We start from the raw sequence: 15433 nt of genomic DNA, 5'->3' as shown, positions 1-15433 counted from the left end.
TGTTTTTTTATTTATTTTTTCTTAAGGTGGCTAACTTGATTATAAAATTCGCCTTTGTGTTTTCTTTTTGATAATTGTAAATTTTCTTTACTAATTTTATTTTGACTATTCTTGGAAGAATTTATTAATATCTGAATACTCTTGAATTAATTTATCTATTCGTAAATTCTCAGGAAGACTTACTTTTTCCAATTTTGGATCTTCAACTAAGACTACCTTACCCGCCTGGGCTTTATTGGCAGCTTGAATACCTGAAACTGAATCTTCAAAGATAGCACTACTACTAGCTTTGCCACCAAGGTTTTCGATTGCTTTTAAGAAAATATCTGGAGCCGGTTTCCCTTTGATTTTGCCGTCATTGAAGGCTACCTTTTCTAAATCAAACCAACGTCCTAATCGCAATTGATTGAAAAAGAATATTACATTGGAATGTTCTGATGCCGTTGCAATATTTAACTTAATGTTATTATTCTTGCACCAATCCAAAAAATCAGACAATCCGGGCACTAATTGGAATTCATCTGGAGTATTCAAACAAATTTCTCGGTAAATATTTTCTTTCTTATCAGATAATTGAGCCAATTCAGTATCAGAAATACTTCTGTCTAAATAATACTCGAACGTATTGCGATTATTGATCCCAGCAATATGCAATTGATAATCCTGGCTAGTCAATTCTCGATTGAATTCTACTTCTAAAAATTTCCCCCAAGCCCTCTTTTGAATCAAACCATCGAAAATCATAGTCCCGTTGAAATCAAAAATCATTGTATCAATCATAAATAACCTCCTATAACCATTTTAGATAGATTATCTCACGCACCAAATCCTTCAGGAATTCCCAAGGCCACTCGTGCATAACGACTCATTTTAGAAATATCCCAAATTGGATACCAGACTAATTCAATTTCACAATTTTTGATGTCTTCAACTGACTTGACCGCTGCCGTAATTGTATCATGCAACATGTCGCTCAAAGGGCAACCCATTGTGGTCAAGGTCATCGTTATAACGGCTTCATCTTCGTTCTCAATCTCTACTTCATAAATTAAACCTAAATTAACAATATCAATTCCTAGTTCAGGATCAATCACCTTCTCCAAGGCATCCATGACTAGGTCTTTTTTTGTCTTATCTTCTGTCATATTTTTAACCAATTGACCCTTCCATTTCATAACTGATTAAACGATTCAATTCAACCGCATATTCCATAGGGAGTTTCTTTGTAAATGGTTCAACAAAGCCCATAACGATCATTTCTGTGGCTTTTTCTTCAGAGATTCCCCGGCTCATTAAATAATAGAGTTGCTCTTCAGAAATCTTCGATACTCGAGCTTCATGCTCCATTGAAACATTGGCGTTATCAATTTCATTGTAAGGAATCGTATCTGATGAAGATTGATCATCCATAATAATTGTGTCACATTCAACATGAGCTTTTGAACCATCAGAATGTTTGCCAAATCTAACCGTTCCACGATAATCCACTGATCCACCAGTCTGTGCGATTGACTTAGAAACGATTGAACTAGAAGTATTCTTGGCGTTATGAATCATGCGGGCACCAGAATCTTGGTGAATTCCGTTACTGGCTACAGCAATTGACAACATTGTCCCTCGAGCGTTCTCCCCATTTAAGTAAACACTAGGATATTTCATCGTCACTTTTGAGCCAAGGTTACCATCGACCCATTCCATCGTGGCGTTCTCCAAAACGGCAGCCCGTTTAGTTTCCAAACTATAAACATTATCGGACCAATTTTGAATCGTTGTATAACGGCAATATGCATCACGCAAAACATTAACCTCTACTACTGCAGCATGCAAACTATCTGATGAATAATTAGGTGCTGTGCAGCCTTCAACGTAATCGACTTTGGCCCCTTCGTCGACGATAATTAAAGTCCGTTCAAATTGCCCTGAGTTTTCGGCGTTTAATCTAAAGTAAGACTGAATTGGAATATCGCATCTTACGCCTTTAGGCACATAAATAAATGAGCCACCCGACCAAACTGCCCCATTCAAAGCTGCAAATTTGTTGTCAGTCGGTTTAACCAATTTACCGAACCATTTTTTGAAAAGTTCTGGATATTCTTGTAATGCCGTATCAGTATCGGTAAACAAAATCCCTAACTTCTCAAATTCATTGCGCATATTGTGATAAACGACTTCTGATTCATACTGTGCTGAAGAACCGGCCAAATACTTTCGTTCAGCTTCAGGAACCCCTAAACGGTCAAAAGTTTCTTTCATTTTATCGGGTACATCGTCCCAATCACGATACTTCTTGTCAGTCATTTTTTGATAATAAAGCATATTCTCCAAATCTAAATCTGATAGATCAGGGCCAAATTTAGGCATGGCGAGTTTTTGATACGTATGATACGACTTCAAGCGATAATCCAACATCCATTGTGGTTCGTTTTTTTCAGCCGAAATTTTGCGGACAGTTTCCTCTGTCAATCCACGTCCGGTAGTAAATTTAGGCTTTACATCATCGTGAAAACCGTATTCGTATTCTGAATTTTCTAAATCAATCATCGACTTCTTCCCCTAACGATTTTCTCAAAGCCCACCAGCTCAGGGTAGCGCATTTGATTCGAGCTGGAAACTTCATAACACTAGATAAAATTGCAGCATCACCCAGTCTTTCCAAATCTGTATCTGGATGCTGCTTGCCCATGACCATATCAGAAAAGATGTGGGCCATTTCTAGTCCTTGCGTGGTTGTTTTTCCTATTATAACATCGGTCATCATGCTGGCAGAAGCTTGACTGATAGTACAACCTTCACCACTGAAACCCGCATCAATAATCTTGTCATCTTTAATTTCCAATTCCAAATTGATCACATCACCACAAGTAGGATTTTTCAAAGTAGTCTTGGTCGTTACTTGTGGTAAAGCGTGCTTGTGATGTGGATTTTGTGAGTGATCCAAAATAACTTCACGATATAAATTGTTCAATCCCATTAGACTCATACTCTGAAGAACTCCTTTGTATCCGCGATTGCTTGTAATAATTTATCAACATCAGCTTTAGTATTGTAAAAGTAAAAACTAGCACGGACAGTTGCCACAACGCCCAAATATTTCATCAATGGTTGCGCACAATGGTGTCCTGCTCTGACGGCCACTCCATCCATATCAAAAGCAGTTGCCACGTCATGTGGGTGTAAGTTATTAAAGTTAAAAGATATAACGGCGTTATGATTGTGTGAATCGTGTGGTCCGTAAATTGTTAAACCTTTAATATTCAACAATCTAGGCAACGCATAATCAACTAATTCTTGCTCATATTCAGCAATTTCTTCCATCCCAACATTATTCAAATAATCGATAGCTTTGCCTAATCCAATCGCTCCACTGACATTTTGAGTGCCAGCCTCAAATTTCCAAGGCAATTCACTCCAAGTACTGTTAAACTTCTCAACTGAATTTATCATCTCACCGCCAAATTGATACGGCGACATTTGTTCCAATAACTCTTTCTTACCATATAAGACGCCAATGCCCATGGGACTTAACATCTTATGCCCTGAAAAAGCATAGAAATCAGCATTCAACTCTTGCACATCGACTGGTTGATGGGGAACTGCTTGAGCACCGTCAACTACTATAACGGCGTTATGAGAATGTGCTATTTGTGCTAATTTCTTAATATCATTAGTTACGCCCAACACGTTACTAGCATGAGCTACGGCAACGATTTTAGTTTTATCAGTGATTTTATTTACAGCATCTGTCATATCTAATTGCCCGTCACTAGTTAATTCAATATACTTCAAAACCACATGCTTCTTAATAGCTAGTTGTTGCCAAGGAATCAAGTTGCTGTGATGCTCCATATAAGTAATGACTATCTCATCACCTGCTTGAATATTGTCTTCACCGTAACTGCTGGCAACTAAATTCAGACTGTCAGTCGTACCTTTAGTGAATATAACTTCTTTACTGAATTGAGCATTGATGAAATTTTGAATTTTTTTGCGAGCTAATTCGTATTGATCAGTTGCTTGCTGCCCCAGTGTATAAACGCTTCGATGAGTATTTGCATTAATAGTTTGATAATAGTCAGCAACAGCATCGATAACTGCTTGTGGTTTTTGAGAAGTGGCAGCACTATCTAAATAAACTAATGGTTCATCATTTATTCGTTGCTTTAGAATTGGAAAATCATCACGAATTTTCTGAAATTTCTTGTCCATTTGCCAACTTCCTTTCAATCGTCTGTACTAATTGTTCTCGAATAGCTTTAGAAGGAATAGAAACTAAAACATCCCCCAAGAACCCTCGAATAACCATCCTTTGGGCGGTTTTTTTATCTAAACCTCGACTCATCAAATAGTAGAGCTGATTTTGATCGACTTGACCAACACTAGCCGCATGTCCTGCCAAGACATCATTTTCATCGATCAACAAAATTGGATTGGCATCCCCGTGGGCATGACTCGACATCATCAAAACACGATTTTGTTGTTCAGCATTAGCTCCAGAAGCACCTTTGATAATATGACCGATACCATTAAAAATCAGTCGTGAATGGTCAGTAATCACCCCGCGTTGATTGATATTTCCGATTGTTTTCTTACCGTAATTAGTAACGCGAGTATTGACGCCTTCAAGTTGTTTACCGGCCGTAATATCGACAACTTTAATTTCTGAATGAGCACCAGTGCCCTTTAAATCAGTGTCAAAATCAGCGACAGTGTTACCCTCATTCATTAAACCAATCGACCAATCAACGTAAGCATCTCGATCAACATCGGCTCGACGGCTTAAGTATGACGTTACATTTTGACCGAGTTCATCAACTGCTGCATACTTTATTTCACTATTAGTTAGAGCCTTAATTTCCACAACACAGTTAGCAACACTTGCTTGATTTCCTTTGGTTGTAGTTTTTTGAATCAAAGAGAATTTTGAATTTTCGCCTGCTACAACTAAAACGTGAGAAACAAACGGTTGACTGGAATCTTGTTGTAATTCTAATTCAATTGGTTTTTCAATCACGGTATTTTTGGGTACATACAAGAAAACACCGTGATTTACAAAAGCCGCATGATAAGCCATTAATTTATTTTCGTCTGCTTTAATTATGCTGTACAAATACTTTTGAACTAAATCTGGATATTCATTTGAGGCATCGAATAAGTCCATCAAAATATAATTGTCTGGTGATGCTATATTTGTCTTAATAATTGTTCTTGTTGGTGGTGTCAGTTGCCAGTTATGAAAGTCAAAGCGCTGCATGGTAGGTAACGGTAATTTATCAGCCAAACCCAATGCAGTCAGCCTCTTTTGAACGAACCAATCCGGTTCATTAATTGTTAGATTTTCTAATGTCATAATATCCCCTTAATCGTCGACTAAATTCACTTTGAGTCCTAATTCGTCACGTAATCCAGCGTAACCTTCATTCTCAAGTTTTTGTGCAAGATCAGCAGAACCAGTTTTGACGATTTTTCCATCCATCATTACGTGAACTACATCTGGTTTAATGTAATTTAAAAGTCTTTGATAATGAGTAATGATCAAGGCACCAAAGTTATCGCCACGCATCGAATTGACACCTTTGGAGACAACTTTTAAAGCATCGATATCAAGTCCTGAGTCGATTTCATCCAATAAAGCAAAACTAGGTTTGATCATCAATAATTGCAAGATCTCATTACGCTTCTTTTCGCCACCAGAAAAGCCTTCATTCAAGTAGCGTTCCGTCATAGCTTGGCTCATATCTAGCAGTTCCAAATTCTTGTCGAGTTCTTTCAAAAAATCCATCACAGAAATTTTGTCATCCGCCGGGCGTCTAGCATTAATCGCTGCTCTTAAAAATTCAGCGTTAGTAACCCCTTGAATTTCAGCAGGATATTGCATTGCCAAAAATAATCCTTTTCGAGCACGTTGATCGACTGGCATATCCAAAATACTTTCTCCATTTAAGAGGATATCGCCGTTGGTAACGTGGTAATTTTTTTGCCCCATGATAGTTTGCGATAACGTTGATTTCCCTGTACCGTTAGGTCCCATGATGGCATGGATCTCACCTGTTTTCATCAGCAAGTTGACGCCTTTGAGAATTTCTTTTTTATTCTTAGTTTCTTCATCTTCCACTTCGACATGGAGATTTTTTACTTCAAGTGTTGCCATTGTGACCCTCCAAATATTTTCGATAATTATATTATAGTATGGAAAAACTTAAAATAACCCTTTTCATAAATATAATTAAATTGATGAAAAGAGTAGTAGAATGACTTTATAAGCCTTGCTTAAGGAAGTCAAGACTATCAACAAATGAGGGAGATTTTAAATATGTTTAAAAAGGGAAAGAACATATTTAGCCTACTGATCATAATTGCTTCAATTTTTATGACTAGTTCAACTAATATGGTCGAAGCACAAGATTCAGGGAATTCACCAGGAATTAGCACCGTCACTGACACTACAAACTGGGGAAATCAATTTATTACTAAAGCACAGTTACAGGATGCTAATGGCACTTCGCAAACTCACTTTGGATTGTACGATGATATTTATGCCAGTTGGGAATTTTCTACCAACAATCAAAAGATACATGCTGGTGATACGATGGAAATTCCTGTACCTAATCAAATTACTATCAAGAATGACATTGTAAATTCCAAACCACTTGAAGATAAAGATGGTGATGTTATTGCAAATATTTCTCTAAATAAAGATACGCGCCTTATAACCGTTACTTTCAATAGCAACGCCGCCACTAAATCTCAAACAAAAAATATTACTGGATGGATCAGTTTAAAAACAAATTGGAACACTAACATAGTCTCATCGAATCAAAATACACCAATTGACTGGGGACTAGACGATTCCGCCATGAAAAGTCCTGACACGACTAATTCGGCCACAGTTGATCCTCCATCAACCGATCAAGATAATAATTCCGTGCTTTATAAATATGGTAGTTTTGACAACGATAAAATTCATTGGACGGTAGAAATCAATTATCCAGGAGAAACAATTCCTAACGCTAAATATCGAGATTTTATTGGAGACAATCAAAAATTAATATCGGACATAACAGTCAATTCAGCTACTCGTGATTCTGACGGGAATATAACTAACGATAAGGAAAACAAGTACGCTAATTCCACAGTTGCTTATAACGATAATAATAAAGAATTCACTGTCGATTTTGGCGGGGACATCAACCAGCCAATAAACATTAGTTATACTACCCAAATAACTAATTACAATAATCTTTCTGATAATTACACTAATTCAGGCGATCTATTATCTAACGATACGATTAAGCAAAGCGTTACTGTTAATGATTCCACTACTTCAATTGGTGGTGGCGCAAGTACGAGTGACATTCTCATTTCTATACTTGGACAGAAAAAGTGGTCAGTACCTGAAGAGACCAAATTACCAGACTCCATCGTTGTTCATTTATTGCGTAAAATTACCGATGGCAAAGATCAAGAAGTCACTAAAAAAACAGTTACTGCAAAAGATAATTGGCAGTACATGTTCCGCTATCAACGCCAATATGATGATAATGGAAATCTCTATCATTACACGGTTAAAGAAGATACTCCTGTTGGCTACGTCTCCGTATCTGATCCTACTACTTACAATATAACCAATTATTTATCTGACACTTTTAAGGTAACTAAAATCTGGCACGACGGTAATAATGCTAAAAATACTCGACCAAAAAGTGTCATGGTTCACTTATATGATGACAAAGATCAAGCAAAAAATACTGAGAGTTTCAATTTAAATGACGATAATAATTGGACGCATACTTTCACTAATTTGCCACAAATTGCAGGTAACAATTGGTACGTTTCCGAAATTGGTTACGATGATAAGCAAACCAATACTATCCCCAAAGGATACATCAAAACTCAATACGCTAATGATGGAAATCCTCAGGATCAAACTATCGTTAATACTTTATCCACTTCCTTAGACGTCACAAAAAAATGGGCCGATAACGATTCAACTTCTCGCCCCAAGTCTATTAAAATTCAGTTGTACGCTAACGACAATAATCAAGGTGAAAAGACAGTTGGTGATCCTGTCACTTTAAATGCTGATAATAATTGGAGTTACTCATTTGGTACGAATGCTAATTCTAATGATGAAAAAGATCCAACTAACCAATTACCAAAATATGATAAAAATGATAAAGAAATCACTTATAGTGCTAAAGAAGTCGATGTTCCCAAAGGATATACCGCATCAAGTGAATTCAGTAATGACAATACTCAAGAAACTATTATCAATAAAAAGACTGACCCTAATACTCCAATTGAAACAAAGACTTTCACAGTCAATAAAAAATGGGCCGACAACAACGATCCTAACCGTCCTAAGTCAGCTCAAATTCAACTACTAGCAAATGGAGAAAAATACGGTGATCCTGTAACTGTTAATGCTGATAACGATTGGACGTATACTTGGAATAATTTAGACAAAGATACTACTTATTCTGTCAAAGAAATCAACGTTGCTGACAATTACGTTTCTAACATTGATAATACATCTAACAATGAAGCCACAATTACCAATACTTTGAAACCAAATTCAGGTGGCGAGACTCCAAGTGATAATAAGAAAACTTTAACGAATACACACGAACCTAATCAACCCGATACCAAAGATCCAGCTTCTAATAATCCAACACCAACGAATCCTGACCCAGAAACTCCATCTGGAGAAAAAGATCCCAAGCCTGTTATTCCAAACAATCCATTTACACCCGACCCAAATTCCGATACTTCAACCGATTTTAATTCAGAGCCAATGGTACCAAACGTTCCTTATAGCAATTCTCAATTGCCACAAACTAGTAATAAAGAATTAAACTGGATTTATCCATTAATCGGTGTAATGATTTTAGGACTAATTACTTTCAGAATAAAAAAGAGAGCCTGACAAAAAACGCTTGATTCTTAATTGAACCAAGCGTTTTTATCTACTCTAAATTTAAAATCTCATATTCAAAACCACAGGCATCGATAAATTTCATCAAATCACTAGCAGTCAAAAAAATCGTATGCGTATTAACGTTAGGATGGAAAGTTAAAATCTCCTCACTATCCAACATCTCTTTATCAAAATACAATTTTATATTGTGGTCCGTATTATTCATGATTCCAAACGGCGAAACGATTCCTGCTTCCAAACCTAATTGTTCTTCAATATCGTGATTGTGGGCCATTGAAATGCGTTTAGTTCCAGTAAGTTCTTGGAAATTCTTGAAATCTAGACGTTTTTTATCATCCATAATTACTAAATAGAAATGTTTCTTCTTATCTTTTAGAAACATCGTTTTAGTTCTAACACCTTCCAGACCAGCAATATAGCTGTCAGCTTGTTCAGTCGTTTCAGCCGCTGGATGATCAACTACTTTATACTCAATATTAATTTGATTGAGTTTTTGTGTTAAATCTTGATAAGCTTGTTCTGAACCTTTACTCATTGCCATTCCTCTTCATATCTTGATATTGTTTGCGCAAAGCGTTGATTCTTAGTTCCACCACTTCATTATGATTAATTTTAGCAAAAGCCATTGCATCCGTTAATAAGTCTTTGACATCTGTTGGCGATTGATTTCTGCCAATAGCAATCTTAGCTTCCAACAGTTTCAGTCTTGGCAAGTAGTAAGTAATATGTTGTTCGGAACACAATCTGATACCACGTTGAACTAATTCCAAACTAGTTTCAAAGTCATTTTTCACGATCAAAAAATCTGCCGTATAAAATACTATCGTTAAAATACGTAAGTAAACATTTAAACTGCTCTTCTGATAAGTTTGGTCTTTGTGAAGATTAATATATTCTAAAACTTTTTCAAAATAAAATTCAGCTTGTTCCATTTTGTTGATACGCGAATAAAAAATTCCTAAGCCTACATATGATAAGTAAGAATAAATTGTCTGATGTTTTTCGTCTAAATTGTCCAAAATTTGTGAAAAGTTGTAAAAAAGCTCCTCAAATTTACCATTTGTCAAAGTTATGAATAAGCCTTTTTGGTAATAAAATTGCATTTTTAATTCATTATTATTAACATCATCGATTTTTAAGTCCTTTAATGCTTCAGAAACTTTGTCATAACTTCCCATCATTAAATCGCTTTCAATACGACTCAAAACAGTTCGCATATGGGTAGTTGATGCGCTCGAATTCTTGTAAAGATCATCCACTGACAACCCAAGTCGTTCGCATAATTTATTGAGAATTGCTAAGGATGGTACTCGACCATTGTTTTCAAATTTACTGAGCGTTGATTGTGTACAAATCCCCTGACATAGCTTAACTTGTGACATTTTTAATTCTTTTCTACGTTCGATAAAAATATTAATATCCATATTTATTTCCTCATTCATTTCTCGCACGGTAGATAACTGATGCGAGACATTATCAAAACACTAACATCCCGCATTTTTTCGTCCAAAAAATATCCTACTATTACAATCAATTATCTAATTTATAGGTAGCTTTGTAAACATATATAACTACATTTATATTGGTTCATTTTATACAAGGAAATATAATATATTTTGATATTTATAATCATTTACAAGTATTTTTCAAATAAATATGAAAAAAATATGACAATTCAGTAAGAGTGAGTTATTATATATTCCATGATTTAAATACAGTTGTTCACATTTGATGAACAAACAAGGGTGGGAACTAATGTGGCTAAAGAAAATTTAAGCCGAAGTTTATCTTCAAGACAAATGCAAATGATTGCTCTAGGTGGGACAATTGGGGTTGGACTATTCATGGGTTCTGCTTCCACCATCAAATGGACCGGCCCTTCAGTCTTGTTGGCTTATGCTTTAGCTGGATTGATCCTTTATATGGTAATGCGGGCGCTCGGTGAAATGCTATACGTTGATCCTTCAACAGGTTCATTTGCCAAGTACGCGACCGAATACATACATCCAGTTGTTGGATACTTAACAGCTTGGAGTAACGTCTTCCAATATTTAGTCGTTGGTATCAGTGAAGTTATCGCCGTTGGAACTTATTTGGAATTTTGGTTCCCTACGATGCCTAAATGGATTGCCGGAGTAGTTGTCGTTGTAACGCTCTGTGTGGCTAATTTAACTTCTGTTAAAGCCTACGGTGAATTGGAATTTTGGTTTGCTTTGATTAAAGTTTTGACAATTATTATGATGATCATCTTAGGATTTTTCGTTATCGTCTTCGGTGTTGGTAATGGCGGACATCCCGTTGGTATCAGCAATCTTTGGACTCATGGTGGATTTTTCACAGGTGGTCTGAAAGGATTTATCTTCGCTCTATCAATTGTTGTCGCTTCATATCAAGGAATCGAAGTTATCGGTATTACAGCCGGTGAAGCTGAAAATCCTCAAGAAAATATCGTTAAAGCTATCCGCTCTATTGTTGGTAGAATCTTGATTTTCTATATTGGTGCAATTTTTGTCATCGTATCAATTTATCCTTGGAACAAATTAGGTACTATCGGCTCACCATTCGTAGAAACATTCGCTAAAGTTGGTATCACATTTGCGGCTGAAATCATCAACTTCGTTATGCTAACAGCTGCCATGTCTGGATGTAACTCTGGTATCTTCAGTTCCAGCCGGATGCTTTATACATTAGGTTTGGAAAAACATTTGCCTAAGTCATTCGTTAAACTATCAAGACACAACGTACCTTACATTCCTGTTCTAGCTATCTCAACTGGTATCTTAGTCGGCTTGATTTTGAACTACTCATTGCCAGCACTATTACACACATCAAGCAACATCTTCGTTATCGTTTATAGTTCTAGTGTTTTACCTGGTATGGTTCCTTGGTTCGTTATTCTAATTAGTGAATTGAGATTTAGACACATCAATAAAGATAAAATGGATAAACATCCGTTCAAAATGCCACTTTATCCAATCAGTAATTATTTAGCCATTGCTTCATTATTAGTTATCTTAGTCTTCATGTTCTTGAATCCTGAAACTACAGTTTCCCTATTAGTCGGTGTCGCCTTCTTAGTCGTTATGACGGTCATCTACTTCGTTAAAGAAAGAAAACCTGCTAAAGTCAGTGTCAAAGAAGAAGTTGAAGATGAAGAATTAGACTAAAAAATACCTCCCAGATTTTTTTCTAGGAGGTATTTTTTTAAATAAAATCAGTAACTTCATTAACGTTATAACGGACTGACTTAGTATAATCACCATCTGGTTTACCAATAGCGATTGAAGTGATTGGAATAAAACGGTCACCGTCTAATCCCAAAGCGGGAGCGACTTTATCGAAGTAGTAACCTGACATTGGATTAGCTTCATAGCCATGAGCACGAGCAATTAACATCAATTGCATGGCAGCCATTGAACCGTCGATCGTAGCATCCTTTTCCAAGAAACTTCTATCAGCGTGTTCATACAATGGCAAGAATGTCTTAAATACTTTGTCACGTTCTTCAGGACTGATTTGACCATTTTCACAAGCTTTATTCCAAACGTCACGGTACTTGTAGTGGGACTGTGTATCTCCTAAAACAAAAATCAAAGCGGAACAAGTATCAGTTTGTGGGTAATTGAATGGCATCATAATTGAACGAGCCTTCTTCTTACCTTCCTCATCATCACAAACGACGAAATGCCATGATTGCAAATTACATGCTGAAGGAGCCGAAAGAGTTTCTTCTAGCATTTCGTTAATCTCTTCACGAGAAATCTTAACGTCTGTCTTGAACTTACGATACGAATGGCGATTTAACATAATATCTTTAAAATCATTATTGACCATGTTTCTTGTTTCATCCATACAAAAACACCTCTCAACTTTTTATACGATAATTTTACCGCTGAGAGGTGTGTATGTAAACGTGTTCACAAAGTGTTATTCTTTAAAAACTGCCAATCCACCAGCTGGATTATTCCAATCTGGTTCTTGAGCTGTCACGATCAATTTTTCATTGGTAAAGGCATTCAAGCCTAGTTTACTCAATTCACGTCCATAACCTGAGCCTTTGACACCACCGAATGGTAATTCTGGCAATGAAACAAGGAATGAGTTGACGAAGACCATGCCTGTTTCGATTTTTTCAGCAACTGATTTACCATGTTGAGCATCAGCTGATACAACAATCCCACCGAGACCTAATTCGGAATCATTAGCTAGATCAATGGCTTCTTGATCAGAATGAACTTTGAATACTTGAGCTACTGGACCAAAGAATTCATCGTAAAATTCAGGATTATCTTTTTCGACATTAGTCAAAATTGTTGGTTGAATGAATTGTCCTGGTAAGTCGATTGGCTGATTACCGTAGTAAACTTTTGCACCATTTTCAACTGCCTTATCAATTTGTCCTTGAAGTTTTTCTTTAGCACGTTTGGAATTCATTGGAGCCAAAGTCGTCTTAGGATCCATTGGATCGCCAGGAACTAATTTAGAGAAGTTATCTTTAAGTTTCTCCAAGAATTCATCGTACAAGTTGTCAGCAACGATAAAACGCTTGTCAGAAGTACATACTTGTCCAGCATTGTAAATTCTGACACGCCATGCTAAATCGACTGCTTTATCGACGTCAGCATCAGATAAGACTACGAAGGCATCTGAACCACCGAGTTCCATTGAGTTCTTCTTGAGATATTTACCAGCCGTTTGAGCAACTGATTGTCCCCCACGTTTTGAACCTGTCAAAGCTACACCTTGAACACGAGGGTCGGCGATGATGTCACTAACTTGGTCATAACTAGCAAAGAGATTCTTGAAAGTACCTTTTGGTGCTTTGGCTTCTTCAACAATCTTCTCAAAAGCAGCAGCTGAAGCTGGAGTATTTGAAGCATGTTTCAAAATCATTGGATTTCCAACCATAAAGTTAGGAGCAAATACACGCATGATTTGATAATAAGGGAAATTCCAAGGTTCAACCATCATCAAAACGCCAGTTGCTTGATGATAAACTTGAGCATCGCCAGTATTACGACTATTGATTGGTGTGGGTTTCAATAAATCGGCTCCGTTGTCAGCGAAGTAGTCAGCAATGATAGCACACAACTCTACTTCACCTTTTGATTCGTTGTAAAGTTTTCCCATGTCGATCGTAGCAATTTTTGCCAATTCATCTTCATGTTCTCTCAATAAATCAGCAATTTTATGCAAGGTAGCTGCCCGACTTGTAACGGGGTCATCGCGCCACTTTTTGTATAACGCATGTCCATTTGCCAAAGCTTCCTCAATTTCTTCAGCGGTTGCGTCAGGATAAGTTTTTACTAATTCGTTGTTATATGGATTGATAGTTTTATATGCCATAAATGCATTCCTCCTGTGGCAAATTTTCTTATGATTATTATTTTAATCAAAATGAAAGGGATTTCAAGGATTTGAACTTTCCAATTTTTAATTTGGTTAGTACCAATTATAAATTTGATGAAAATCAAACAAGTTTTTTCATATTTTATCAAAAAAGTGTAAGATTGATTTTAATATTTAATGAAGGGTGTTTTGTATATGGGTGTCTTTTTTTCTAGTATCTCCGGAATCTTAATAATCATCGGTTTGATTGCCGTCGGCTATGGTTTGAGTGCCTTAGGTTGGTTTGATGACAAGTCTACTCGTTTGATTGCCAAAATCGTTACCCAAGTGGCTCTACCTGCGTACATGATCTCGACTATCACAAAAGACTTTACTGCCAAAAAATTAATTAAATTATTGCCGGACTTAGGTGTTCCGGTACTTTCGATGACAATTTTAATTTTCATTTCTATCTTGTTAATCAAGGTACTTAAAATCGACCCCAAGCACAAAGGTCTTTTCAGTTCGATGTTTTTTAATTCCAACACTGTTTTCGTTGGTTTACCCGTCAACATGGCTTTATTCGGTGAAAAGAGCTTACCTTACGTCTTGGTTTATTACATGGCTAACACGACTTTCTTCTGGACTCTTGGAACTTACTTGATTCAAATGGATGGTGAGGTCAAAGGTCATTTCAAACTCAAGACAACACTGAAAAAAGTTTTTTCTCCACCACTATTAGGATTCATCATCGGATTGATTCTAGTCATGCTTCACATTCAATTACCAAAATTCTTGATATCTGATTTTCAATATTTAGGTGGCCTAACAATTCCGCTGTCAATGATTTTCATTGGGATTTCTATTTATAACGCTGGACTCAAAAATGTTTCCTTCCACAAAGACAATCTGGCTATCCTCTTTGGAAGATTCCTCTGTGCCCCATTGTTAATGGCTGGCTTATTCTTATTCATTCCTGCCACTCCATTAATGAAACAAGTCTTCATCGTTCAAGCAGCAATGCCCGTAATGACTAACGCTCCAGTTGTGGCAAACCTTTATCACGCTGACTCTGATTACGCAGCTATTATGGTTACCGAAACTACTCTATTGAGTTTGATTGTTGTTCCAATCATTATGACAATCATCAAATAAAAAAATAATCCTCGC

At 36.5% G+C, this 15433-nt stretch carries 14 protein-coding genes; 3 read left to right on the top strand and 11 right to left on the bottom strand.

Annotated features, from left to right (window positions below; all coding sequences use genetic code 11):
* Positions 1-105 precede the first annotated feature (105 nt).
* From FC88_RS11705 to sufC, 7 genes are read right to left on the bottom strand one after another with little or no spacing between them, the layout of a single operon-like run.
* Positions 106-780, bottom strand: a complete 675-nt coding sequence (locus tag FC88_RS11705) for an HAD family hydrolase (protein WP_057815866.1) — start codon at positions 778-780, stop codon at positions 106-108.
* Positions 781-815: 35 nt separating this feature from the next.
* Positions 816-1145: a metal-sulfur cluster assembly factor gene (locus tag FC88_RS11700; protein ID WP_057815878.1), complete on the bottom strand. Its 330-nt coding sequence runs from the start codon at positions 1143-1145 to the stop codon at positions 816-818.
* A 4-nt stretch (positions 1146-1149) separates the two neighbouring features.
* Positions 1150-2541, bottom strand: coding sequence for a Fe-S cluster assembly protein SufB (gene sufB / locus FC88_RS11695; RefSeq protein ID WP_057815864.1), 1392 nt, complete (start codon positions 2539-2541; stop codon positions 1150-1152).
* Positions 2534-2980 carry a Fe-S cluster assembly sulfur transfer protein SufU gene (gene sufU / locus FC88_RS11690; RefSeq protein WP_057815862.1) on the bottom strand — a complete coding sequence of 149 codons (447 nt, stop codon included), beginning with the start codon at positions 2978-2980 and terminating at the stop codon, positions 2534-2536. Before sufU ends, sufB begins: the two co-directional genes overlap by 8 nt.
* A complete protein-coding gene (locus tag FC88_RS11685) occupies positions 2977-4206 on the bottom strand; it encodes an aminotransferase class V-fold PLP-dependent enzyme (RefSeq protein WP_057815860.1) in 1230 nt (409 codons plus the stop codon). The genes sufU and FC88_RS11685 overlap by 4 nt, the downstream gene beginning before the upstream one ends.
* Entirely contained in the window at positions 4178-5347 is a 1170-nt protein-coding gene (sufD, locus tag FC88_RS11680; RefSeq protein WP_057815858.1) for a Fe-S cluster assembly protein SufD, read from the bottom strand. Before sufD ends, FC88_RS11685 begins: the two co-directional genes overlap by 29 nt.
* A 9-nt stretch (positions 5348-5356) precedes the next feature.
* The gene (gene sufC / locus FC88_RS11675) at positions 5357-6148 is read right to left on the bottom strand and encodes a Fe-S cluster assembly ATPase SufC (RefSeq protein WP_057815857.1); all 792 of its coding nucleotides are present in this window, start codon (positions 6146-6148) and stop codon (positions 5357-5359) included.
* A gap of 162 nt (positions 6149-6310) precedes the next feature.
* Here sufC and FC88_RS11670 point away from each other — a divergent pair, with 162 nt between their 5' ends.
* The gene (locus FC88_RS11670; protein ID WP_057815855.1) at positions 6311-8923 is read left to right on the top strand and encodes a Cna B-type domain-containing protein; all 2613 of its coding nucleotides are present in this window, start codon (positions 6311-6313) and stop codon (positions 8921-8923) included.
* A gap of 40 nt (positions 8924-8963) precedes the next feature.
* On the opposite strand, the gene FC88_RS11665 is transcribed toward FC88_RS11670, so the two are convergent.
* Positions 8964-9470 carry a prolyl-tRNA synthetase associated domain-containing protein gene (locus FC88_RS11665; protein ID WP_057815853.1) on the bottom strand — a complete coding sequence of 169 codons (507 nt, stop codon included), beginning with the start codon at positions 9468-9470 and terminating at the stop codon, positions 8964-8966.
* Positions 9463-10359, bottom strand: coding sequence for a helix-turn-helix domain-containing protein (locus FC88_RS11660; RefSeq protein WP_057815850.1), 897 nt, complete (start codon positions 10357-10359; stop codon positions 9463-9465). Before FC88_RS11660 ends, FC88_RS11665 begins: the two co-directional genes overlap by 8 nt.
* Positions 10360-10734: 375 nt before the next feature.
* On the opposite strand from FC88_RS11660, the gene FC88_RS11655 reads away from it, so the two are divergent.
* Positions 10735-12102: an amino acid permease gene (locus FC88_RS11655; protein WP_057815876.1), complete on the top strand. Its 1368-nt coding sequence runs from the start codon at positions 10735-10737 to the stop codon at positions 12100-12102.
* A 37-nt stretch (positions 12103-12139) separates the two neighbouring features.
* Here FC88_RS11655 and FC88_RS11650 read toward each other — a convergent pair whose 3' ends face one another.
* Together FC88_RS11650 and FC88_RS11645 are read right to left on the bottom strand one after the other, a co-directional pair.
* Complete coding sequence (locus FC88_RS11650; protein ID WP_057815849.1) at positions 12140-12787, bottom strand: nitroreductase family protein; 648 nt, start codon at positions 12785-12787, stop codon at positions 12140-12142.
* A 75-nt stretch (positions 12788-12862) separates the two neighbouring features.
* Positions 12863-14281: an NAD-dependent succinate-semialdehyde dehydrogenase gene (locus FC88_RS11645; RefSeq protein ID WP_057815847.1), complete on the bottom strand. Its 1419-nt coding sequence runs from the start codon at positions 14279-14281 to the stop codon at positions 12863-12865.
* 198 nt (positions 14282-14479) lie between these two features.
* Here FC88_RS11645 and FC88_RS11640 point away from each other — a divergent pair, with 198 nt between their 5' ends.
* Positions 14480-15418: an AEC family transporter gene (locus FC88_RS11640; RefSeq protein ID WP_057815845.1), complete on the top strand. Its 939-nt coding sequence runs from the start codon at positions 14480-14482 to the stop codon at positions 15416-15418.
* Positions 15419-15433: the final 15 nt, after the last annotated feature.

The sequence above is a fragment of the Companilactobacillus futsaii JCM 17355 genome, from assembly GCF_001435505.1.
GTDB classification, from domain to species: Bacteria; Bacillota; Bacilli; order Lactobacillales; family Lactobacillaceae; genus Companilactobacillus; species Companilactobacillus futsaii.
Note: the sequence above shows the minus strand (reverse complement) of the source record. Positions and strands in the feature narration are given on the sequence as shown.